Source organism: Pseudomonas wuhanensis, from assembly GCF_030687395.1.
Taxonomy (GTDB): Bacteria; Pseudomonadota; Gammaproteobacteria; order Pseudomonadales; family Pseudomonadaceae; genus Aquipseudomonas; species Aquipseudomonas wuhanensis.
In genome coordinates this window covers 5198162-5221840 of the sequence record NZ_CP117430.1, presented here as the reverse complement: position 1 = coordinate 5221840, position 23679 = coordinate 5198162, and the positions used below count along the sequence as shown (strand labels likewise).

13 protein-coding genes are annotated in these 23679 nt (G+C 58.8%); 7 read left to right on the top strand and 6 right to left on the bottom strand.

What is annotated here, in order from left to right:
• Nucleotides 1–94: 94 nt before the first annotated feature.
• Nucleotides 95–991: an NAD(P)-dependent oxidoreductase gene (locus tag PSH88_RS24125; RefSeq protein WP_305423075.1), complete on the top strand. Its 897-nt coding sequence runs from the start codon at nt 95–97 to the stop codon at nt 989–991.
• Here PSH88_RS24125 and PSH88_RS24120 read toward each other — a convergent pair.
• Entirely contained in the window at nt 882–3164 is a 2283-nt protein-coding gene (locus tag PSH88_RS24120; RefSeq protein WP_305427051.1) for a putative bifunctional diguanylate cyclase/phosphodiesterase, read from the bottom strand. The two genes, PSH88_RS24125 and PSH88_RS24120, sit on opposite strands and share 110 nt — an antisense overlap.
• A 292-nt stretch (nt 3165–3456) precedes the next feature.
• Between PSH88_RS24120 and PSH88_RS24115 the strand changes: the two genes are divergently transcribed.
• Nucleotides 3457–4806 carry a spinster family MFS transporter gene (locus PSH88_RS24115; protein WP_305423073.1) on the top strand — a complete coding sequence of 450 codons (1350 nt, stop codon included), beginning with the start codon at nt 3457–3459 and terminating at the stop codon, nt 4804–4806.
• 197 nt (nt 4807–5003) lie between these two features.
• Here PSH88_RS24115 and PSH88_RS24110 read toward each other — a convergent pair whose 3' ends face one another.
• The 3 genes from PSH88_RS24110 to rapA form a co-directional block, all read right to left on the bottom strand.
• Complete coding sequence (locus tag PSH88_RS24110; protein WP_305423072.1) at nt 5004–9035, bottom strand: immunoglobulin-like domain-containing protein; 4032 nt, start codon at nt 9033–9035, stop codon at nt 5004–5006.
• A gap of 255 nt (nt 9036–9290) precedes the next feature.
• Nucleotides 9291–13808: an immunoglobulin-like domain-containing protein gene (locus tag PSH88_RS24105; protein WP_305423071.1), complete on the bottom strand. Its 4518-nt coding sequence runs from the start codon at nt 13806–13808 to the stop codon at nt 9291–9293.
• A 336-nt stretch (nt 13809–14144) separates the two neighbouring features.
• Complete coding sequence (gene rapA / locus PSH88_RS24100; protein ID WP_305423070.1) at nt 14145–16991, bottom strand: RNA polymerase-associated protein RapA; 2847 nt, start codon at nt 16989–16991, stop codon at nt 14145–14147.
• Nucleotides 16992–17219: 228 nt separating this feature from the next.
• Here rapA and PSH88_RS24095 point away from each other — a divergent pair, with 228 nt between their 5' ends.
• The 3 genes from PSH88_RS24095 to ccoM all read left to right on the top strand — a co-directional run bounded on the left by PSH88_RS24095 (nt 17220) and on the right by ccoM (nt 18089).
• Nucleotides 17220–17561 carry an aspartate-semialdehyde dehydrogenase gene (locus PSH88_RS24095; protein ID WP_305423068.1) on the top strand — a complete coding sequence of 114 codons (342 nt, stop codon included), beginning with the start codon at nt 17220–17222 and terminating at the stop codon, nt 17559–17561.
• A 105-nt stretch (nt 17562–17666) separates the two neighbouring features.
• The gene (locus PSH88_RS24090) at nt 17667–17828 is read left to right on the top strand and encodes a hypothetical protein (RefSeq protein WP_007906621.1); all 162 of its coding nucleotides are present in this window, start codon (nt 17667–17669) and stop codon (nt 17826–17828) included.
• 144 nt (nt 17829–17972) lie between these two features.
• On the top strand, nt 17973–18089 hold the full coding sequence (gene ccoM, locus PSH88_RS24085; RefSeq protein WP_007906619.1) for a cytochrome c oxidase subunit CcoM: 117 nt from the start codon (nt 17973–17975) through the stop codon (nt 18087–18089).
• Between the two features lie 265 nt (nt 18090–18354).
• On the opposite strand, the gene PSH88_RS24080 is transcribed toward ccoM, so the two are convergent.
• Nucleotides 18355–19830, bottom strand: coding sequence for an inorganic phosphate transporter (locus tag PSH88_RS24080; protein WP_063342708.1), 1476 nt, complete (start codon nt 19828–19830; stop codon nt 18355–18357).
• 378 nt (nt 19831–20208) lie between these two features.
• Nucleotides 20209–20409 carry a hypothetical protein gene (locus PSH88_RS24075; RefSeq protein ID WP_007903846.1) on the bottom strand — a complete coding sequence of 67 codons (201 nt, stop codon included), beginning with the start codon at nt 20407–20409 and terminating at the stop codon, nt 20209–20211.
• Nucleotides 20410–21078: 669 nt separating this feature from the next.
• On the opposite strand from PSH88_RS24075, the gene pcaR reads away from it, so the two are divergent.
• Together pcaR and pcaK are read left to right on the top strand one after the other, a co-directional pair.
• A complete protein-coding gene (pcaR, locus tag PSH88_RS24070) occupies nt 21079–21921 on the top strand; it encodes a pca regulon transcriptional regulator PcaR (protein WP_007903845.1) in 843 nt (280 codons plus the stop codon).
• A gap of 285 nt (nt 21922–22206) precedes the next feature.
• Nucleotides 22207–23553, top strand: a complete 1347-nt coding sequence (gene pcaK, locus PSH88_RS24065) for a 4-hydroxybenzoate transporter PcaK (protein ID WP_305423064.1) — start codon at nt 22207–22209, stop codon at nt 23551–23553.
• Nucleotides 23554–23679 lie beyond the last annotated feature (126 nt).

The window sequence follows — 23679 nt, the reverse complement described above, 5'->3', positions numbered from 1 at the left end:
CAGGGCCTGGGCCTGAGCATCGCTCGGGGGAATCCTTTCCTTAATCATGATGAATCGGCCAATATTCGATGATCTTTAATCAAAGGGAGGCTAAATGATGGCAACGTTACCTGCGCTGGGGTTTGCCGGAATCGGCCTGATGGGCTTGCCAATGTGCCAGCGCCTGTTGGCGGCGGGTTATCCGCTGACGGTGTGGAACCGCAACCCCGACAAGTGCGTAGCGCTGGTCGAGGCCGGCGCACGGCAAGTGGCGACACCGGCCGAGCTGTGTCAGCACGCGGAGTTGGTGATGCTGTGTCTGGCCGATACCGCTGTTGTTCGTGAAGTGGTGTTTGGCGCGGCAGGCGTTGCCGAGGGTGGGAAAAGCGGACAGTTGCTGGTGGATTTTTCCAGCCTGGAACCCACCGCGACGCGAGAAATGGCGACCGAATTGGCCCGTATAACCGGTATGAGTTGGCTCGATGCGCCCGTGTCCGGCGGGGTGGTCGGTGCCGAGGCCGGCAGCCTGGCGATTATGGTCGGGGGCGAAGCGGCAGACCTTGCGCGCGCGCGTGCGGTGTTGTTGACCCTTGGCCAGCGCGTGACCCATATGGGTGCCGTTGGTGCGGGGCAGGTGACCAAGGCTTGCAATCAGATGATCGTCGCCTGCAATGCCTTGGTCATTGCCGAAGTGGTGGCGCTGGCCGAGCGTTCCGGGGTCGACGCGCGCCTGATCGCCGAGGCGCTGGCCGGTGGTTTCGCCGATTCAAAACCGTTGCAGATTCTCGCGCCGCAAATGGCAGAAAGCCGTTTCGAGCCGGTGAAATGGCACGTGCGCACGCTGCTCAAGGACCTCGACAGCGCCGTGAAATTCTCCCGCGAACAAGGCTCGGCCACGCCGATCAGCGGATTGGCCGCACAACTGATGCGCCTCCATGGGGGGCAGGGGTTCCTGGAAAAGGATCCATCGACGCTAGTGCAGTTGTACCGCGAGCCAGACTCAAAGGATTGACGGTGTGCATGTGCTTGCGCTGATTGATTTCGGCCAGCACTGGGCGCAACTCGGCCAGCGGCACCGGACGGCTGAGCAGGTAGCCCTGAACGAAATCGCAGCCATGGCGTTCGAGAAAATCGTATTGCTCGAAGGTTTCGACACCTTCGGTGACGACCTGCAAATGCAGGGTATGGGCCATGACGATAATGGCCTGGACGATTTCCATGTCCTGGGTGGCCTTGGGGATGTCCTGAATGAACGAGCGGTCGATCTTCAACGTATTTAATGGCAGGCGCCTGAGGTAGGCCAGGGATGAATAGCCGGTGCCGAAGTCATCGATCGACAACGAGACCCCGAGGGCACGGATCTGCCGCAGCAACACCAAGGTGTTGGTGATATTGCCCATCAGCGCATTCTCGGTGACTTCCAGTTCCAGTCGGTGTGGCGCGACTCCAAAGGCGTGCAGGGCGTGTTCGATCTCATTGGCCAGTTCCTCTCGCACAAGGTTCAGGGGCGAGCAATTCACCGCGATTTTGAGTTCTTCGCAATCGTGTCGGGACAGCTCGCCCAAGTCCTCGCAGGCCTTGCGCAGCACCCAGTTGTCCAGCTCGGCGATCAGACCGTTGGCTTCGGCAATGGTGATGAACCGATCCGGCGTGAGTAATCCGTGAACCGGATGTTGCCAGCGAATCAGCGCTTCAAGTTTGGTGACCTGGCCAATTCTCAGGTCATAGATCGGTTGGTAATACAGCATCAACCCGGTGTTTTCGCGCAGGGCGTGACGCAGTTCCTCTTCAAGCTGCAACTCCAGGGTGGCGCGGGTTTTCAGGTTTGAACTGAAAAAATGCAGGGCGTTACGACCGCAATCCTTGGACTGGTACAGCGCCAGGTCGGCGTTTTTCAGCAGTTCTTCACAGGTCTTGCCGTCTTCTGGAAACAGGCTGATGCCGATGCTGGTGGTCATGACCATGCGCCGTCCGGACAACTCGATGGGCTCCTTCATTTTCAGCATGATGCGCTGGGCCATTTGCCGCGCTTCTTCACGGTCGTACAGGGTGATGAGGATGCAGAACTCGTCGCCTCCGAAGCGCGCCACCACGTCTTCGTGACTGCGTACCGAGGACTTGATGTGGCTGGCCAGGACTTTAAGCAATTCGTCGCCGGCATCATGGCCGAGGCTGTCATTGATCCGCTTGAAGTGGTCGATGTCGAGGAACATCACCGCCAGCATGCCGCCTTCGTTGGTTTTCTCGATGAGTTTCTCGGCGAAGATCTGGTTGAAGCCTCGGCGGTTGATCAGGTTGGTCAAGGGGTCGTAGTGCGCCACTTGTTGCAGCGACATGCGCGCCTGATCCAGTTGACTGAGCAGGGCGTTGACCCGCTGCAGGTCACGCTCCTTGTGTTGCAGTTTTTTGTCCGCCCATGCAGCGCTGATGCCGCTGCCGATGATCAGCAGCGTCATAACCGCCACCGTCAGCCCCAGTTGCAGGTGATTGTTATCGTCGGGCAGCGATTGAAGGCCGCCAGCGGGCAGCGCCAGGCTAAGTGCCGCCATGCCGGTGAAATGCATGCTGACAATGCCGGCCCCGAGCACCAGGCTGGCAATGTATTTGAGCAATTGATGAAAGACGCCAGCGCCATCGCGCAGGTGACTGGACATCAGCAGGGCGGCCAGGCTGGCACCGATGGCGATCACGATGGAGAGGGCGAACAGGACAGGTTGGTAATAGATCAGCGCATTCGATCGCAGGGCGGCCATACCCACGTAGTGCATGGTCGCGATGCCCAGGCCGATCCAGACTGCGGCTCGCAGGTATCGCGGGAAACTCGGCTGAGGATGGCTGAGGGTGTACATGGCCAGCCATGAGGCGGTCAGGGCGAACAACAGCGAGAGCAGGGTAGTGGGCAGGTGGTAACGGATTTCGATCGGCACCTGGAACGCCAGCATGCTGATGAAGTGCATGGCCCAGATACCGCCTGCCAGACACCCGGCACCGACCCAGCGCCAGAGTCGTTGGGAGGCGGATTTTTCCACATGGCCGACCCGTTCGGTCATGTCCAGTGTGGCGAAACCGGCCACGCAGGCCACTAGATAGGCCAGTAACACCAGAAAAGGGTTATGGGTGCAATCGAGTATGACCTGCCCGCCCTCCGGTAGCCCGGTCATGAAATGCAAACCAAGCCACTCCATAGCATGCCCCATCTCTGAACCATCCTGGCCGGCGCAATGCGCGCTGGCGAATGCTTGCAGTATAGAGGCCTTGCATGGAGCGCAAGAGGTGGTGGCATATTAATGCCAATGTTTTTGGAATGGCTTTTAGAACGATTGGAAATAAATTGTTTTCTGGCCCTCATGGGTGGCCATGGAGGGGTATCAGGATTACGAATAATTACAGACAGCGCTGGCGGGCCTGACTAGATTGACGGTTCCGGGCTCGAATGCGTTGACAGTGAAGCCCCAATAACAATAAAGAGACGGACCCATGCAGAACTCGACCCAAGCGGCGAATGCCTGGCGCATTCTGTTCCTGCTGTTCCTGGCCAACCTGTTCAACTTCTTCGATCGCACCATTCCGGCCATCATCATCGAGCCGATCCGCATGGAGTGGCATCTCAGCGATTTTCAACTGGGGATCATCGGGACCGCATTCACCATCGTCTACGCCATTGCCGGCCTGCCTCTGGGGCGATTGGCCGATACCGGTTCGCGCAGCAAGTTGATGGGCTGGGGCCTGGCGGCATGGAGCGGGCTGACCGCGGTCAACGGGCTGGTGGGCAGTTTCTGGAGTTTCCTGGTCGTGCGCATGGGCATCGGCATCGGTGAAGCCAGTTACGCACCGGCCGCCAATTCGCTGATCGGCGATTTGTTCCCGGCTCACCGTCGGGCGCGGGCCATGGGCATTTTCATGCTTGGCCTGCCGTTGGGGTTACTGCTGGCGTTTTTCACCATCGGCTGGATGGTCAAGGCATTTGACAGCTGGCGCGCGCCGTTCTTTATTGCGGCAGTGCCGGGGCTGATCCTGGCGGTGTTTATGTTCTTCATCAAAGAGCCGAAACGCGGCGCGGCGGAAAGCGTGCAAGTGTCTCAGGAGCGCGTAGACCGGCCTATCCGTCGAGTACTGGCGGTGCCGACCTTTCTGTGGCTGGTGATGGCGGGGCTGTGCTTCAACTTCGCCACCTATGCCTGCAACTCGTTTCTGGTGCCGATGCTGCAACGTTATTTCCTGATGCCGTTGCAGGACGCCGCGGTGGCGACTGGGGTGATCGTCGGGGTGACCGGACTGTTCGGCCTGACGCTTGGCGGCTGGATCGCTGACAAGATTCACCAGCGCGTGGCCAATGGACGGCTACTGTTCGCGGGATTCAGTCTGATCATTTCGACCCTGTGCACCGCCTGGGCGCTGCACGCCGGACGGATCGAGATCGGGGTATTTGTCGCGGTGTTCAGCCTGGGGTGGTTGTTCGCCTACAACTTCTATACCTGCGTGTACACGGCGATCCAGGACGTGGTCGAACCGCGCCTGCGAGCCACGGCGATGGCGTTGTTCTTTGCCGGGTTGTATCTGTTGGGTGGGGGATTGGGGCCGGTGGTGGTCGGCGGTTTGTCGGATCACTTCGCCCATAGCGCGATGCTCTCGGCGGGTGCCGAGCAGATGACAGAAGCGTTCAAAGCTGTCGGTTTGCATGACGCGATGTACCTGATTCCGGTGGCGCTGTTCTTTACCATGGTGTTTCTGTTTTTGGCGTCGCGGTGTTTTGTCAGGGATGCCAGGCGGATGAAGGAAGGGTTGGTGGCGGTGGTTGAGCCTGGGGTTTCTGTGGCGCCTGCATGATCGCCTTCGCGAGCAAGCCCGCTCCCACATTCCGACCGTATTTCTCCTGAAAGGATTCGGTCAAATGTGGGAGTGGGCTTGCTCGCGAAGGGGCCATCAGCAACACCACAACAATCAAGCAGACAAAAAAAGGCCCGCATTCGCTGCGGGCCTTCTTTTTATAGCGGCCTATACGCGCTGAGAGGCCGGTATTTGCATTATCTTAGGTATATCGTCCCTACGTGAAAACTCGAGTATTCGCGATTGGTGGTTTTCGTGTGCCATCTGCCTGAGGACGTCTGCTGGTAAGCTTCGCACGGGTGCCACGTGTTGCCGGTCAGTTCGTAACCTATGAGGTACATATATCGAGAGTCGGGTGCCGTGCGCCGGTATTTTGCCATCCGCGGCTCGGGGTCTCGCGGGAAAGTGCGTCCACCTTGGCTTTGTATGTACGCAGTCACGCCTGCCGTCAAAATACGAGGGTCCAGTACCATTTCCTCGACCCCCGAACATACCACTTCGAACGTCCCGGTGCGTCCCTGACTGTCCCGAACCGTGATGGCTGCGCTCCCGTTTCCTTGGCTTCTGACCATGCCTGTGCTATCGACTGTGGCTATGGCAGAGTTCGACGATGAATAGGTGTAGGGAGGTGTCCCGCCGGTTCCCCGGCGTTCGGCAGCGGTTCCCACGGGGTCGAATCCGCTTAGCACGAATGCAGTCGATCGCGTAAACAAGTTGGCGCCAGACAGAGTAAGTCGTGATGGGTCGACAATAATCAACGGTGCCACGGTCACTTTCCAGGCTGTCGACACTGTGCTTGATCCATACCATGCTTTGGCCGTGAACTCATGTGTTGCAAGGGGCAGCGCCGTGACCGTCAAAGTCCAGTTGCCACTAGCGTCGACTCTGCTTTTGCCCTTGGAGATCGATCCATTAAAAATCTCGACCGCAAGAAACGCATTGGCCGTCCCCCTCAGACGCACGCTGGTATCGTAAGTGGTTCCCCCATTGGCAATCGCCCCACCTTTGGAATCATCCATGGCGGTGATGTCCGGCACCTGGCCTTGTACTGATGTAAGGCGCCACACGTTCGACGGTGGCTTGCTTGCGTACTGGCCCATGGCTTGGATGCTGTGCTGCACGTTAAGCGCCAACCCGTTCAGTGTGATTGTCCAGAGCGAGTTGCTACCGGCCTCGACTTTGCCCATGGAGACGGTTCCGACGAAGACTTCCACCTTATGACCGCGGGGCGCGCTGCCGGTGACGGTGACGCGGTTGTGGACGGTGTAGCCCATATCGGGGATATCCCAATTGCTGGCATCCTTCACCGAGGTAATGGTGGGGTCCGTGGCCGCCACCACATGTACTACCCTGGCGGCCGATGAAGCCCCAGCGCCGTACAGCGCTTTGGCGGTGAAACTGTGGGCGGCCAAACTCAGGGCGGTCATGACAAGGGTCCAAATGCCGCTGATGAGATCGGCGGTCGCCTCCCCCTTGATCGTGTCGCCGTCCAGGACCTGGACCTTCTGACCCTTACTGGCGGTCCCCGTGAGTGTCACGGTGGTGTCGACGGTGAACCCGGCTGGAGGAATCTCAGCCCCCTTGGAGTCTTCGGCCCGGGTGATGGTCGGTGTCACGACTTCAAAGGCCCTGATCGTGTAAACCCGATCCACAAACGCCACCGCATTCTCCACCTTGTTACTCTGATCCAGCGCCACCCAGAATTTGATCCTCAAGCGGCTGTCATCGCCCAGCGCTGTGAAGTGGCTGTTGGCGACACTGCGCAGCCAATAGCCCTGGCTGAACCAGGTATCGTTGACGTAGTGGGCGCTGCCCCCTGCCCAAACCGTCAGGTTATGCGCAGAACCATCGGCTTTCTGGCCCTCCAGGGTCATCCACACCTGCTGACCCACCGCGATCAGCGCCCAACTCAGCGCACGAATCGTGACGTTTTTTCCACCCAGTGCGCCGACGTCCAGCACGTTATTGGCGTCGGCTTCCTGAATCAGCGGTGAGTTCAGTGCCGAAGCCGGCAAGGTGCCGACGTTCAAAATCAACGGCTGCGAAGTGATAGACTTGCCATCCCGGGTAATGGTGTAGGTCACCGTCACCGCCCGGCCCAGGTTGAACGCCAGCACCGAGACCAACAGCGCGATGCTCAGCCCGGTTTCACTGATCGGCTTCGGATCAGTGGTGTGCGAACCGCCCGCCGCAGTGCCCGATGCGCCGCTCCAGGTCACGCTCAACTTGTCAGTCGGCAACCATCCGTCCGCAGGAATGAGGGCCGTCAGCGCGTCCACAGCCTTGATGGGCAGCAGGGTGGTGCCATCGGCCTCGGCCTGCTGGATGCGCGGCGGTGCCGGTTCCAGGTCAAACACTTCGCCCACAGTGAATTCCAACGGGTTCGAATAACTGGTCTCGCCCGTCGCGAAACGCCAGATGCTGTACTTGACCGTCACCTTTCTGCCGCGGTTCGGCTCGATGTGTGCGGCGACGAACATGAGATTGAGGGTAAAAACCACGTCCTTGTCCTTGGACAGCGCATTGAGGGTGATCGAGTCTTCCTGCTTGCCACTGACCTCGCCGAGCCAGGTGTAGGTCACCACGTCCCCGGATTGGGTCGGGTTGACGGTCGGCCTGGGCGCGGTCAGTTTGCCGGTGCCGTTGGGCAGATCCTTGGGTTCCAGCGCACCGTCCTTTTCCCCGAGGACGATGGGTTTGACCAGTTCAAATTTCGCTTCACCGACGTTCAGCAGCGCGGCGGACAATGATCCGCGCTTGACGATTTCGCCGTTTTCTTCACTGAGCAGGTTGTACGACAGTTCCAGCGTGCCGCCCTCAAGGGTCTTGAGGTGCCGGCCCTCCACCGTGATGAAGAAGTCTTCCTTGTCGTCGATTTCGCCTTGGCTCGGAAAGTACCAGTCCAGTTCCGGCTCGTAGGTGCTCAGGTCGGCGCGGCGGCCGAACCACTTGAGTTCGATCGCCATGCCGACCTGGAAGATTTCGTCAAAGGGAATGCGCACACGGATGCTCGGCAGATCAGGATCAAGGGCACCGTTCTGTGCGTCCTCGGCAATAGGCGCCGCCAGGCGCCGGGCCTCGCCGATGATGTTGATGAAGCGGCCCTTCGAACGCGGGATGACCGCGCCGGGGCGTTCCAGTTCGAAGAAAAACACCGCCTGGGTCTTGGCCAATGCACGGGCGGCGCTGTTGGGCAGTAATACCTCGACCACCAGGGGCGGGGTTTTATCGATGGACTGACGAACCTCGATGTCGATGGGTTTGTCGTCGAGAGTGGTGCCTTTGATGTGCATGATGATGACATCGTGCAGCTTGAAGTCTACGGAGGCGGCCCAGACCAGAAGCTTCATCGCGGCATCGCCGAGCATGTCCAGATCGAGCACATTGCCGTCGGCCTGCTCGAGGATCGGCGCATCCTGCCGCGAGTTGCCGGTGTCGACCACGATGCGCGTTTCCAGGCACCAGTCTTCGGACGCGTTGTTGACCAGGTCATGGATCATGAAGGTCACGGCCAGGCCCTCGGGGCCCGAATCCCCCGCGCTCAGGATGACCGATTCGCTGATGTGGACGACGATGGGATGGTTGTCCGGGTCGTCGATCTGCGCCTGGGTGACCGGATCGGACAGCACCAGCTCGCCGCCCCAGCTCACTATGATCTTGTCACCCACGGCAATGTTCGGGTACGGCTGTGTGGTGGGGCTGCCCGGCTTGGCCTGAATGATGATGTCCACGCCGTCCTTGGCGGTGTCCTTGTCCACGCCGTCGGCAATGATCGCCGGGTCAGTGTGCAGGTAGAGCTCGGAATGTTCGCCAGCATCCGGATCCAGGTCCTGACCGCCAGGCCGTTCGAGTTTGACGCGGAGCTTGAGCAGCTGCAGGTAGGGTTCGAGCGCCTGGCTGAGGCGCTTGACGTCATAACTCAGGGTATAAGAACCCGTGTGCAGGCGGCCGTGGGCGATCCACAAGGTGACGCGCTCACCGACTTCTGTGTCCTCGGCGAGGGTGTGCTGATCCACCACACTGCCGTTGAGCAGCAATCTGACCGTGTCGCCTCTGCTCATGTTCGTCCAGGCCGGAATATGGACTTTCAGCCCCTCGGGAAAGTTGCCCTTCGCGGCGGCGAGGTTGATCCCCCATTCCCCGGAGGCCAGCGGCGGCTCAGTCCGCCCAGGGATTTCCGGGTCGAGCAGGGCCAAGGGGGCGAGGTTTCTCAGGGGTTGCATGAGCATGGCAGAGACTCCTGTCGAAGGAATGGGCGACGGAGTCATTTATGAGCTGAGAGGGGGGGGGCTGACTACTGTCAGAAATGGCAGGTTCTGGTGGTTTTCTGACGAACGGTTTTAGTTTCGGTGGGTCAACGTCAGTGGCCTGGAGACTGTCGACCGCCTGAAACAGGAATCCCCTCCTGGACTGCCAGGTTCGAACTAACTCTCACGTAAAACGAGTAAAGCCCCTTACAGGGTTTACTCGTTTTACGTACTTCCCTAACCGGCTCTGATGCCAAAACCATCAGCACTCTGCCTGTTGAAAGCCCAATCCCAAATTGGCTGAGCTGCGCCTGTTGCCGGGTAGAAAGCCCACTGCGTTTTCAGGCCGGCGCGATCGGCAGCCCAACACCATCTGCGCTCAGTCTCAATACCTCGGTAAATATTTACGTAAGATTGCCACTCTGCCAACGAGGGAATCCGACCGCCCATCTGCGCAGCCCTCTGACTGCAGCTGGGATAGGAACCAAATATGCCAGTACCAAAAATACGGTACACATTTGAAGTCGATACCGAGTAGGAGGCCGTTTGATTCACACTGTCCCATACAGTGATTTGAGCACTGCCATTACCTTTGGAAATGACCCTCCCGGTGGAACTGTTTACCTCGGCGACCGCAGGATTACTTGAGGCATATCGATAGGGTGGAACACCACCGCTGGCACCTCTGTCGACAAAGGCGCCTGCAGGTGGATTCGGCGGTGTGACTTCCATGCGGAATATCCACGCAGACAACGAGACATGGCTGGTATTGATGGTCAGCGGCGGTATCGGTGAACGAACAGTAAAACCACGACTGTTCGATTCCCGCCCGGTAGCGATCGCGTAGGCCGTAATCCTGTGCCCGCCAACCCCCACGGAAAGCGTCGTACTCCAGGTGGTGCCATTGGCGCGCACCGTATGCCTGGGGCTGCCGTTATCGCGGATTTGCACTTCATGATTGGGCGATACCTGGCCTGTCAATGCGACCGAAGTCGCAATCGTGCTATCCCCATCCGGCAGTTCTACACCGGATGCCTTGACCGACGTCAGTGTCGGTCCGATGTGCGCGGCCACCACAAAGGTTCGAGCCGGACTCGATATCGGGCTGACCTCATACCGGGCACGAGCTGTAATGCTATAAAACTTGATTATCACGTCCAGAAGCAGTTCCCACTCACCACTGGGCTTGACTGTCACGGATCTTATTCTGTTGGCGCCATCATAAAGATCAACTTCCTCACGTGGGGTGGCCTTGCCGCTCACGGTGACTCGGGAGGCGTAAGTGGTGGCACCGTCGGCCACCGACGCACCTGCGGCATCGGTGACACTGGTGATGGTCGGCGAGATATGCGCGGCCACGGTAAATACTCGAGCGGGGCTCGACACTGGCCCGCTGCCATACAACGCTTTGACAGTCAGGCTGTAGCCTTTCAGTGTCAGGTTGTCGAATACATCGGTCCAGATGCCATCGGCCCCGACCTGGATGGTTTTTAATGGGGTGTCCCCATCTCGCAGTTCGATTTGCTCGTTGGCACTGGCTTTACCGCTCAGGGTAACGGACCGGTAATAGGTCGTGCCGTTATTGGCGATATCGCCTCTGATGTCGGTGACCGAGGAAATGGTCGGTGTAACGGCTTGAGCCACAATGAAGGTGCGTGGCGGGCTTGTCGTGGGCTCCACGTCGTACAGCGCTTCGATGCTCAGGCTGTAGGTTTTTACACTCAAGTTATTGAACCGGTGATTCCAGTTGCCTTTATCGTCAACATCCAGAGTAATGACGGGGGTCGTGCCGTCCAGCAGCCGAACCTGTTCGCCAGGTGTCGCGCCACCTTCTATCAATACGCTGTTGTCATAGGTGATTTTTCCCGGTTCGACCTCACCCTTGGAGTCCGTGATGGACGTGATGTCCGGCGTAACGGCAAAGTCGACGGTGAATGTTCGGGGCTCGCTGGAAACAGGGACCGCGTCATACAGTGCTTTGGCGGTGATGCGATAGCGTTTCTCCGTCAGATTGCTGACCTTTTTCCTCCAGACCCCGTCGGTACCAACCAGCGCGGTTCCCAGGGACAGGGACGGCTCTTCGAAAAGCTCGACGGTCTGTTCGCGTGTCGCCGTACCTTCCAGCGTAACCTCCTTATCCCGGGTCGTTCCGCCTTCAGGCACTTCGGCGCGGGCATCGATTACCTTGTCGATGATGGGCGTGAGGTAGTCGTATCGGGTTCTGATGGTCAGGGGCAATGCCGGGAAGTTGATCGCAGTATGTTGCTCAACACTGCCATCGAATGTCACCTGGCACACCACAGTCGCTGGCGAGGCGTGACCCAGTTTCAGCAGCTCGGTTCTGAGCACGGTTTCATTGAGGCCGTTGTCGAGGTGTATTTGAGTGATCTCTACGCCTTCAAGCAAATTGATGGGGTATGACGCCCCTGAGCCGGTCTTGCCTTCCAGCCACAGCCACACACGCTGCTTGAGCGCGATGTGCGGCCATGCCTTGACCTTGACGTCGGGGTTCCCGGTAAAGGTCATCAGGTCAAGAACACCCGCGGTTGCTTGTGGCACTTGCGGGCGCGGCAGCTCATTTTCGGGATCCTGAAAAGCCAGGATCCTCAAGCTCGTCGTCTCTGAATGAGTCGAGTAACCATAACGTTTCACGCCATAACTGACGCTCACCATCTTGTTGATATTGGCGCCAACGAACCAGGCGGCCAGCTGGAACAGCACACTTTTACTGTCATGCCCCGGCAGTTCCAGATCTTCGGAAGTGCCTGACCCCGGGACGCCCCGCCAATAAAGACCGATGATATCCAGTAGCGGGTCCATGCTGGCATAGCCGACCTTGATGTCGACACCGGCGAGCGCTTTCATCGGGTCAAGCGTGGCGTTCGATGGTTCACCCTCCGCTTGAATCACGTCCGGTGGGGGCAGTTCACCTACCAGATAGCCAATCATCAGATTCAATGTGTCCGAATAGCTGTACAAGCCCGTGGTGTGTTTGAGGGTGTAACGCACCTTGACATACAGCCCGATGCTGGCTGTAACAAAGTCGGCATCCACTCGGAACGGAACCGGTTTGCCTTCAGTCACCGTGGTGATGGGTAACCAGTCACTGGTACTGGCGAAGGGATTGGGGCTGATCCAATGGATGGTCAGAATTTCGCCCTTCTTGGCTCCCAGGTAGTCGACCAGCACGGTGACCTTATCGAACACCTTCGATGGATCGAGCACGTCGTCATTCGCCTCCGGCACCTTGGGCGCCGGCAACGTCGCAGGAATCGCCTGAACCTTGACCAGCAGGTGTTCGGATTCGCTCACTCCATAGATCGAAGCCTTATCATTGGACACTCGGTACCAGAGATCGAGGAGACCGTTGACCAACACGCTGATATGTTCACCTGAAATGTAAAACGTGATCTGTTTGTTCTCGGCGTCATTCCTGCTGACGGTATACTGCTCCTGATGCACATACGGCGTACCGTTGGATCGCGTACCCGCCCAGATCAGTACGATGAAGTCACCTTCGGCCATACCCGGGTACGCGACGTACACAGTGGCGAACTTCGTGTCGGGTTCCAGAATCTCGCCGACCACTTCGCGAAGCTCGGGCGCGGGGTGTGCATAGACATCGCCGATCACGCTGGCGAAAGTCCGCTTGGAGGAGAGAGGAGGATCGCCGTTTTTTTTGATTAGCACGTACGAGGCATCGGCCGAGCCCATAGCGATGGCACGGACTTCAGCATAAGGGACACTGAATTCAAGGATGCTGGGTACTTTCGTGATGAGCTGCGACAAAATGTGAATTAACGGTTTACCGATTTGCGGCGTGCCGATCCAGGTCATCCTGATCGTATCATCGACCTCGAATTCTCCCTCCCGGATATGAATCTGCACAGTGACGTTCTGTTGGTTCAATGCCTTGAGGTCAATGACGCCATTGTCCGCTTCCTTGATGATTGGCGGCTCCAGGCGCCAGGCGCCCGCTTCGACCTTCACAGTGGTGGTTTGTGACCACTTTTCCGAAAAGTTCCAAACCTGGTCATACACCTCGTACTGCACCAGCAGAGCCGGACTGTCGCCACCGGCCAGAATATCGGCCTGCTTGGCGATGATCACGATGGGGTCTATCCCGTCAACGTGCGCTTGCGTCAGCACGAAGGGTTCGAGAAAGACACTACCCCATTTTCCCTGGAGGGTATCGTGCACAGCGATATTGGGGTAGCGCGAAATCGTCATCGGCACCCCTTTCGCAGCCCACCCGGCATCGACACCGTTATCGATGACCTCTTGGGGCAACTGTACAGCCTTGAGTTCCGAGTGCCCGGGTTTGTGTGGTTCCTTGTCGGGACCACCAGGCCGGTCAAGCTTGACCAGCAGACGTCGCGGCACTGATGGGTCGTCTGGCGTCACTTCACCTTTGCGCAGCAATACGAAATAGCACTCTTCGATCCAGCCGGGCACGAACAGCGCCGCCGGCAAGTAAAAGAAAAAACGCAGGTTAACGTCCTCCGTTGTGACCACAAGGTGGAGTACCTTCTGCGTGTCCAGCCAAATGTCAATGGCGTCGCCTTCCTGCATCGATGTCCACGGATCGATGACACACAGCACGCCCTGATCGTGGTCTTCGACCACAGCAATGCTGATGCCGCCATCGCCATCCAGGATCGGTGCAACCATGCCTGCGATCATCAGAGGGTGCAGTGAAAGCAAGCCGACAACCTCTTCAAAAAGGGGAAACAGGTAGGGGCGAAACATGGTCATGAGCAGATCCTCGTCCAATTCGACGCAACGTTTCAAGTACAGAACAATGGAAAGGATTGGGCGCCAAGCGGACTGATCTGGCTACTGTCAGAACTAACAGGTGTGGATGGTTTTTCGACGAGTGGCAATGGGTGGCGGGACTGCGTCGGGCGGTGAAAGCCACCAGAGATACGCCAATGATGGCCCTGATGACCGGGCGGGTGGCACCCAGCACGCGGGGTAGAAACTGCCGAATGCTGCGATCCTGGCATCCGTTGTTTCACCACAGATCTTCAGAAAACAAAAAAGGCCCGCATCACTGCGGGCCTTCTTTTTTATAGCGGTGGAGGAGGGGTGTTAACCCGCCACCAACACCCGAATCGCTTCCAGTCGCAGCGCTGCTTTGTCGAGCATGGCCAGGCCTTGCTCACGTTGCTTGCGCAGGGCAACCAGTTCGCTGTCGCGCACGGTCGGGTTGACTGCTTGCAAGGCGGTCAGGCGCGCCAGTTCTTCGTCGGTATCGGCCGCCAGACGACGCTGCGCCTCGGCCACGCGCTCGGCGTGACGCGGGGTGATTTTCTCTTCGCCGGCGTTGATCCGTGGCGTCAGCTGGTCGCGCTGGGCCTGGATGAACTTGTTGGCGCTGGCGCGGGGCACGCTTTCCAGTTGATCGTTCAAGGTTTCGAACGACACCCGGGCCGACAGGTCATTGCCGTTGGCGTCGAGCAGGCAGCGCAGGGCGGCCGGTGGCAGGTAGCGGCCCAGTTGCAGCGAGCGCGGGGCAACCACTTCGCTGACATAGAGCAGTTCCAGCAACACGGTGCCCGGTTTCAGCGCCTTGTTCTTGATCAGTGCCACGGCGGTGTTACCCATCGAGCCGGACAGCACCAGGTCCATGCCGCCCTGAACCATCGGGTGTTCCCAGGTGATGAACTGCATGTCTTCGCGCGACAGTGCCTGGTTGCGGTCGTAGGTGATGGTCACGCCTTCGTCGTCGCCCAGCGGGAAGCTGGCATCGAGCATCTTCTCGCTTGGCTTGAGGATCAGCGCGTTTTCCGAATGGTCTTCGCTGTCGATGCCGAAGGCGTCGAACAGGGTTTCCATGTAGATCGGCAGGGCGAACTGATCGTCCTGTTCGAGAATCGCTTCGACCAGCGCATCACCTTCACCCGCGCCGCCAGAGTTGAGCTCCAGCAAGCGGTCGCGACCGGTGTGCAGTTCGTCTTCCAGACGCTCACGCTCGGCGCGGGCCTCGTCGATCAGCGCTTTCCACTCGCCATCGTCGGTCTCTTCCAGCAGCGGCAGCAGGCGCGGGCCGAACTGATGCTGCAAGGCGTTGCCGGTCGGGCAGGTGTTGAGGAAGGCGTTCAGCGCTTCGTGGTACCACTGGAACAGCCGCTCTTGCGGGCTGGTTTCCAGGTACGGCACGTGCAGTTCGATGACGTGCTTCTGGCCGATCCGGTCGAGACGACCGATACGCTGCTCCAGCAGGTCCGGGTGCGACGGCAGGTCGAACAGCACCAGATGGTGCGAGAACTGGAAGTTGCGACCTTCACTGCCGATTTCCGAGCAGATCAGCACCTGAGCGCCGAATTCTTCGTCGGCGAAGTAGGCGGCGGCGCGGTCACGCTCAAGGATGTTCATGCCTTCGTGGAACACCGTGGCCGGAATGCCGGAACGCACGCGCAGGGCGTCTTCCAGGTCCATGGCAGTTTCGGCGTGGGCGCAAATCACCAGCACTTTGGTGCGCTTGAGCATTTTCAGGGTGTCGATCAGCCACTCGACACGCGGGTCGAATTTCCACCAGCGCTCTTCTTCGTTGGCATCCGGCTGGGCCTGGAAGCTGACTTCCGGGTACAGCTCGATGTGATCGCCCAATGGCAGTTCGAGGTATTCGGCCGGGCACGGCAGCGGGTACGGGTGCAGTTTGCGCTCCGGGAAACCCTGCACGGCGGCGCGGGTATTACGGAACAGCACGCGGCCAGTGCCGTGACGGTCCAGCAGTTCGCGCACCAGACGGGCGCTGGCTTCGGTATCGCCATCGTTAACGGCGGTCAGCAGCGCTTCGCCTTCGTTACCGAGGAAGCCGTGGATGGTCTTGTGCGCTTCAGGCGACAGGCGCCCCTTGTCCAGCAGCTCCTGAACGGCTTCGGCCACCGGGCGATAGTTTTCGCTCTCGGCGCGGAAGGCGTGCAGGTCATGGAAACGGTTCGGGTCGAGCAGGCGCAGACGGGCGAAGTGACTGTCCTGACCGAGTTGTTCCGGGGTCGCGGTCAGCAGCAAGACGCCGGGAATGACTTCGGCCAGTTGTTCCACCAGCGAGTACTGAGGGCTGACCTGGTCTTCGTGCCACACCAGGTGGTGCGCTTCGTCGACCACCAGCAAATCCCAGCCGGCCGCGAACAGCGCGTCCTGGGCCTTCTCATCGTCCACCAGCCATTCAAGAGCAACCAATGCAAGCTGAGTGTCTTCGAACGGGTTGGCGGCATCGCTTTCGATGAAGCGTTCTTCGTCGAACAGCGCGACTTGCAGGTTGAAGCGGCGGCGCATCTCCACCAGCCATTGGTGCTGGAGGTTTTCCGGCACCAGGATTAACACGCGATTAGCGCGGCCCGAGAGCAGTTGGCGATGGATCACCAGACCGGCTTCGATGGTCTTGCCCAGGCCCACTTCGTCTGCCAGCAGAACGCGCGGCGCGATGCGGTCGGCGACTTCACGGGCAATGTGCAGCTGGTGCGCGATCGGTTGCGCACGCACGCCGCCCAGACCCCAGAGCGAGGACTGCAACTGGCGGCTGGTGTGTTCCAAGGTGTTGTATCGCAGGGAGAACCAGGCCAGCGGGTCGATCTGTCCGGCGAACAAACGGTCGCTGGCCAGACGGAACTGAATGAAGTTCGACAGCTGGGTTTCCGGCAGCGTGACCACTTCGTTCTGCGCATTGAGGCCGTGGTAGACCAGCAGGCCATCGACGTCGTCGACTTCCTGGACGGTCAGTTTCCAGCCTTCGAAGTGAGTGATGCTGTCACCCGGCGAAAACCGCACGCGGGTAAGGGGCGCATTCCGTAGCGCGTACTGGCGAGTCTCGCCAGTGGCCGGGTAGAGCACGGTCAACAAGCGGCCGTCCTGTGCCAGAACGGTGCCCAAACCCAGCTCGGCTTCGCTGTCACTGATCCAGCGTTGCCCCGGTTGATACTGCTGCGCCATGCTGCCTGACTCCCACCTTGAAAAAGCGGGCTATCTTAACGGAATGAGCCTTCAGGGCCAAAGGATTACATGCGCCGTTGATGGAGGATGCGAACTTTTCGGGAGATGAAGATCAAAAGATCGCAGGCTGCGCCAGCTCCTACGATGCCAGGTCGGTCACAAGTTTTCGACCGATGGCTCAAGTCGCCATTCCCGCAGCCGACAGCCTGCTGACAGGAGACTAATAATATGCTGCCACCGATGCTCCCCTTGAGCGCCGTGCCGATCACGTCACAGCAGGATCCGATTCGCCAGCGCCCGGATATTCCGCCCGTGGTGGCGGTGCAGGAAAGCTCCAACGAAAGCACCATCGACCTGCAAAAGCGCGACCCGGAAGAGGCGGGCCTGCAGCTGCGCGAGGAACAGCGTCGGCAGCAGGAACGGGAGCGGCGCCGTCGTGAGGCCGATGAAGATCCTGAAGAGCACCTGGCGATTCCCGGTAATGAGCTCAATGCCGACAACACCGTACCGGTGGTGCCGTTGATGGAAGATCAGCCCCGTCAGGGGTTGTGGGTGGATATCGAGATCTGAAGTGTTGGATCACTGGTCAGCGTCCGCGCCAGACCGCATTATTGGCGTAATCCTGTCGCCTTTAGCCGGCAGTTGAATTCATTTCCAAGCGATGCACTGAACGCCATGAGCCAAGATGACAAGCTGATTGACCTCAACACCGAACGCGCCAAGCGGGTTCATGACCTAAATGAAAAGCGTCTGAACGAAGTACGCCAGGCATTCGAGCAGGCGATGCCGCTGGGCAAAGCGAAGAAAAAGCCGAAGAACAAACCGAAAAAGCGTTGAAACACCCTGCATCGGTTGATGCAGGTCAGTTATTTCCCTTCCTTTTACGCCTGTCTCGGGCGGCATTGATCCCGGTCAATTTTCTCTCCTGCCTGATTGGTTAACTTAGCCCCATCGCAACAGGGCAAGTGCAGGAGGCCAGTCATGTTTTTCGACAACGTGGTGATCGCCGGGGTGCTGACTGTCGGCCTCATGGTTCTGTTTTTTGCAGGGTTTGGATTTTTTATCTGGAAGGATTCGCACAAGCGGAAAAAACCGTAGGTCTTTCTGGAGCAATGAGCACGCAAGGCATTTTGGGCGACTTCGGTCGCCCTTTTTTTTTGTGCGCGAAAATCTATCAGGTGTACACCGAACCACTGTGGGAGCGGGCTTGCCCGCGATAGCGGTATGTCTGTTACATCAATGTCTGATCTGCCACCGTCATCGCGGGCAAGCCCGCTCCCACAGGGATCGCTGGTGTAGCGAAAATTGCAGCAATAAAAAAGGCGCGAACCTCACGGAACGCGCCTTTTTCAGTAGCGGTGTATCAGCTACCCAGTGCCTTCGACGCCAGCCAGAACAGGCCGGCCGACAGGGCCACGGTGGCTGGCAGGGTCAGGACCCAGGCCAGCAGGATGGTTCTGACGGTACCGCCTTGCAGACCGCTTTTGTTGGCGACCATGGTACCGGCCACGCCTGAAGACAGCACGTGGGTGGTGGAAACCGGGAGGCTGAAGATGTTTGCCGCGCCGATCATGCACGCGGTGGTGATCTGCGCCGACATGCCTTGGGCGTAAGTCATGCCTTGCTTGCCGATCTTCTCGCCAATGGTCAGTACCACGCGTTTCCAGCCAACCATGGTACCCAGGCCGAGAGCCAGTGCGACCGCCAGAATCACCCAGAACGGGGCGTATTCGGTGGTGGTGGTCAGGTCTTTGCGCAGTTTGTCCAAGTCAGCTTTTTCACGAGCAGCGAGACCAGGCAGCTTGGCGACTTTCTTCGCGGTGTCGTCCAGGCAGAGCAGGTAGCGACGTACTTCGATGCGGCTTTCCGACGGCAACGAATGGTAGTCGGCTACACCTTTAAGGGTGCCAAGCAGCGCTGAAATGGTCGGTTCGGTCTGTTGCGGGTTGCAACGGAATTTCTCCGGCAGATCGCCTTTCACGCTTTTGCCCAGTGCCAGGAACTCACCCAGGGATTCGCGGTTACGCTCGTAGAACTGACTCAGGTGCAGGGTCGCATCGCGAGTCCGTTCGATCTGGTAGGTGGTGCTGTTCAGGTCGAGAACGAACTGCGCCGGCACAATACCGATCAGCACCAGCATGATCAGGCCGATACCTTTCTGGCCATCGTTCGAGCCATGCACGAAGCTGACTGCCATCGCCGAAATCACCAGCACCAGACGGTTCCAGAACGGCGGGTGTTTCTTATCGTCGATCTTGCGGCGCTGTTCCGGTGTCTTGTGCATCTTGGACAGCGGACGCCACCACTTAAGACTGATCAGCACCAGGGCTGCGATCAGGAAACCGGCCATCGGCGAGAACACCAGGGACGCACCGATATCGATCGCCTTCTGCCAGTTCACGCCATCGGCCAACGGAATGTCGTTGATCAGGGCGTTGGCCAGACCGACACCGAGGATCGAACCGATCAGCGTGTGGGAGCTGGAGGCCGGGATACCGAAGTACCAGGTACCCAGGTTCCAGGTGATGGCGGCGGCGAGCAACGAGAACACCATGGCCAGTCCGTGACCGGTGTTCACATTGATCAGCAGTTCTACCGGCAGCAAATGGACAATGGCATACGCCACGCCCACACCGCCCAGCAGCACGCCGAGGAAGTTGAACACACCGGAAAAGAACACCGCCAGATGAGGCGGCATGGCTTTGGTGTAGATAACAGTGGCCACCGCGTTTGCGGTGTCATGAAAGCCGTTGATGAACTCGAAGGCGAGGACAAAGGCCAGGGCGAGCAAGAGGCTCACAAGCACCCAAGCATCCAGTCCGCTGAATAAATCGATCATGAAGGTTTTCTGACCCGGTCGTAAGGGGGCGCGATTATGCCAGAAAAGACTGCTAATCGATGCACTTGCTGCTCATCGGTAACATTCTTCAACGAATTAATTTGTGGCAATCCCCCAGGGGGCGGGTTTTTTCAGGGTTTTACAAGTCGTTGAATTTACTTGGAAAGGCCGTAGCCACAAGGGTTTCTCCCGACGGAGCGAGAGACTTGAACGCTTGTGTGAAATATCTTGGAAGAGCGCCAGACAGGAGCCATTTGCCTCATCCAACGGATGAGGGGGACCGCTGCCCGCTTGTAGCGGGCGCGAAAAGCAACATCCATACAACCCGCTTTTAACGGGTGCAGACGCAGGCTCTTGAAAGGATTCAAGCCGAGGCGGTCATGGCTCTTCGGCTTTGAGTTCCTTTTCCATCTTCTGCAATTCCTGGGAGAAGGCCTGGTCCTGAACGGTGGCGCGTTTACGCCAGGGTTTGCGTTCGGGTTCGGGCTGAGCGGCGTAGGTGGTGACTTCCCCGCCGTAAACTTCCTTGTAACGTTGTTCCTGGCGCTCAAGTTCCGCGCGCAGTTCGTCTTTCGTCACAGTGCTACCTGATTGAGTTGAGATTAATTCTGGTGAAACGCGCTGCATTGATTCATTGACCACGCTCGTTGAAGGGACAATACCTGACACGGCATCGTTCCCTCGGAGCAATCAATTCGTCCTTTGTTGCAGGCGGCCACGGCACCAGAGAAAAACAGCTGACGTAGCATCAGTCTCCTGTTTCAGCGAGCGCGTTGGCGGAGCATATGAAATGAGCGTCAGGCGCTTGCTGCGGACAGCGACAATGGATATTGCGCTGCCGGTTGGCGGAATCGGCACGTAAAAAACCGGTCGCCACTGAGATGTATTATAGCGGTCGATCCGAAGAACACTATCTCTTGAGAGTTAAAAGTAGTTCCTCGTGTGTGATTGTTTTGTTACTCGCAAACTTTTACCGGTAACTACAGTGCCGTGATGCCAGTTACAGCGGTGACTTTCTGGCGCCATTAAGCCGAACAAATTAGTACACCTGTGCTTCTTTAAATCATGACCGAAAATAACAAACGTATTGCATAGGGACTGAAAGCAGTATGGCTCACCATAAGCAGCCATTGATTGCGATTATCGGCCTATGGTTCGATAATCGCCCAATCTTGGTGGCCGATGGCTTGTGTGTCAGACCGGGGGCCGCTTGTAATAGTCGCTGATCCGTGTGGGAAACAACCTGATATGAACGATCAAATGCGCAATTCCTTCGCTTCAGTGGCACCGCCGATCGTTGCCTCGCCCGCCAAGCGAATCCAGGCCCTGACCGGTGACCCGGATTTCATGACCTCCCTGGCCCGTGGTTTGGCGGTGGTGCAGGCGTTCCAGGAGCGCAAGCGGCACCTGACGATTGCGCAGATCAGCCATCGCACGGAAATTCCCCGCGCCGCAGTGCGACGTTGCCTGCATACGCTGATCAAGCTCGGCTACGCCACCACCGATGGGCGTACTTATTCGCTGCTGCCCAAAGTACTGACCCTGGGCCATGCCTATTTGTCGTCGACGCCATTGGCGGTGTCTGCCCAGCCGTATCTGGACCGCATGAGCGAGCAACTGCACGAGGCCTGCAACATGGCCACGCTGGAAGGTGATGACATTTTGTACATTGCGCGCTCGGCGACCACCCAGCGGCTGATTTCCGTCGACCTCTCGGTGGGCGGGCGACTGCCGGCCTATTGCACATCCATGGGCAGGATTCTTCTCGCCGCGCTGGACGATACGTCGCTGCGCGAGTACCTCGACCATGCCGAGCTGCAAGCCAAGACCAGTCGCACCTTGCATACCCCCGAGGCGTTGCTCGAATGCCTGCAAGAGGTAAGGCAACAAGGCTGGTGCATCGTTGATCAGGAACTGGAGCAGGGCCTGCGCTCGATTGCCGTTCCGGTGTACGACGCTTCCGGGCAAGTGGTGGCGGCGTTAAACGTCAGCACCCATGCCGGCCGGGTCAGTCGCAGCGAGCTGGAACAGCGTTTCCTGCCCGGCCTGCTAAGCGCCAGTCGTGATCTGAGCGCGCAACTCTTTGCCTAAGCTGTTCGATAAACGCACAGAGTCGCGTTTATCGAATTGACGCTCTTTCCCTTGGATCATTAATGTCGCGGCAGCGTCATCCGGCACTCGTTGGCCTTCAGCCGCCGGATCACGCCCCAATAATAATGAGAAGAGGCATCGTCATGCGCACGTTTCCCGACTGTCGCCGTTCCCACCGGTTTAGCTGCCGAAACCGAATTGCCTGATCCCGACCTCCTTTTCTTGTGACAGCGTCAGCCCCCGCTGACACCTGTTCGACTGCGTTCTTTGCGTGGAATAAAAATAATGAACCAGCCTCAGTCTGCTGTAGGAAACTGCCTCGACGTGCAGTCCTTCATCAACGCTCAACCCATTTCGCGCTACCAATGGCGGGTGGTGATCCTGTGTTTCCTGATTGTCTTCCTCGATGGCCTCGACACCGCGGCCATGGGTTTTATCGCGCCGGCACTGTCCCTGGACTGGGGCATCGATCGCGCCAGTCTCGGCCCGGTGATGAGTGCGGCGTTGATCGGGATGGTCTTCGGCGCCTTGGGTTCCGGCCCGTTGGCTGACCGCTTTGGGCGAAAAGTCGTACTGGTGGGCGCGGTACTGTTGTTCGGCGCGTTCAGCCTGGCCTCGGCCTACAGCACCAACGTCGATCAGCTGCTGGTGCTGCGTTTCCTCACCGGCCTGGGCCTGGGCGCCGGCATGCCGAACGCCACCACACTGCTGTCCGAATACACCCCGGAGCGCAAAAAGTCCCTGCTGGTGACCAGCATGTTCTGTGGCTTCAACCTTGGCATGGCCGGTGGCGGGTTCATCTCGGCCAAACTGATCCCGGCCTTCGGCTGGCACAGCCTGTTGATGATCGGTGGGATTCTGCCGCTGATTCTCGCCGTCGTCTTGCTGTTCTGGTTGCCGGAATCGGCGCGCTATCTGGTGGTGCGCAATCGTGGCACGGACAAAGTGCGCAAGGCCCTGGCACCCATCGACCCGACGCTGGTGGCCCAAGCTTCGAGCTTCAGGGTGCCGGAACAGAAAACCGTGAAGGCCCGCAATGTGTTTGCGGTGATCTTCTCCGGCACCTACAGCACAGGCACGTTGTTGCTGTGGCTGACGTACTTCATGGGCCTGGTGATCGTTTACCTGCTGACCAGTTGGTTGCCGACACTGATGCGTGACAGCGGCGCGAGCATGGAGCAGGCCGCATTCATTGGTGCGCTGTTCCAGTTCGGTGGAGTGTTGAGCGCAGTGGGCGTGGGCTGGGCGATGGACCGGTTCAATCCACACAAGGTCATCGGCATTTTCTACTTATTCGCCGGGGTGTTTGCCTACGCGGTAGGGCAGAGCCTGGGCAGCATCACATTGCTGGCAACCCTGGTGCTGGTGGCCGGGATGTGCGTCAACGGTGCGCAATCGGCGATGCCGTCGCTCGCGGCGCGGTTTTACCCGACTCAAGGGCGGGCGACCGGTGTGTCGTGGATGCTCGGGATTGGCCGTTTCGGCGCGATTCTCGGTGCATGGATGGGAGCAACGTTGCTGGGCCTGGGCTGGAATTTCGAACAGGTGCTGACGGCGCTGGTGATTCCAGCCGCGTTGGCGACCACAGCGGTGGTGATCAAAGGCATGGTCAGCCATGCGGATGCGACCTGAGGGCAATTTCCGAGATGTGATCGTTCCCACGCGGAGCGTGGGAAACGATCGGCGCAGGAGATCGGTAGGGAGATAACAATCTGTTCGATAAACGAACACTCAGTCGATTATCGGATTGTTTGGCGT

What these genes read in the sequence shown, in the direction of transcription:
- PSH88_RS24125 (WP_305423075.1), top strand. Translation starts at nt 95, where the DNA reads ATGATGGCAACGTTACCTGCGCTGGGGTTTGCCGGAATCGGCCTGATG.
- PSH88_RS24120 (WP_305427051.1), bottom strand. Translation starts at nt 3,164, where the DNA reads ATGGAGTGGCTTGGTTTGCATTTCATGACCGGGCTACCGGAGGGCGGG.
- PSH88_RS24115 (WP_305423073.1), top strand. Translation starts at nt 3,457, where the DNA reads ATGCAGAACTCGACCCAAGCGGCGAATGCCTGGCGCATTCTGTTCCTG.
- PSH88_RS24110 (WP_305423072.1), bottom strand. Translation starts at nt 9,035, where the DNA reads ATGCTCATGCAACCCCTGAGAAACCTCGCCCCCTTGGCCCTGCTCGAC.
- PSH88_RS24105 (WP_305423071.1), bottom strand. Translation starts at nt 13,808, where the DNA reads ATGACCATGTTTCGCCCCTACCTGTTTCCCCTTTTTGAAGAGGTTGTC.
- rapA (WP_305423070.1), bottom strand. Translation starts at nt 16,991, where the DNA reads ATGGCGCAGCAGTATCAACCGGGGCAACGCTGGATCAGTGACAGCGAA.
- PSH88_RS24095 (WP_305423068.1), top strand. Translation starts at nt 17,220, where the DNA reads ATGCTGCCACCGATGCTCCCCTTGAGCGCCGTGCCGATCACGTCACAG.
- PSH88_RS24090 (WP_007906621.1), top strand. Translation starts at nt 17,667, where the DNA reads ATGAGCCAAGATGACAAGCTGATTGACCTCAACACCGAACGCGCCAAG.
- ccoM (WP_007906619.1), top strand. Translation starts at nt 17,973, where the DNA reads ATGTTTTTCGACAACGTGGTGATCGCCGGGGTGCTGACTGTCGGCCTC.
- PSH88_RS24080 (WP_063342708.1), bottom strand. Translation starts at nt 19,830, where the DNA reads ATGATCGATTTATTCAGCGGACTGGATGCTTGGGTGCTTGTGAGCCTC.
- pcaR (WP_007903845.1), top strand. Translation starts at nt 21,079, where the DNA reads ATGAACGATCAAATGCGCAATTCCTTCGCTTCAGTGGCACCGCCGATC.
- pcaK (WP_305423064.1), top strand. Translation starts at nt 22,207, where the DNA reads ATGAACCAGCCTCAGTCTGCTGTAGGAAACTGCCTCGACGTGCAGTCC.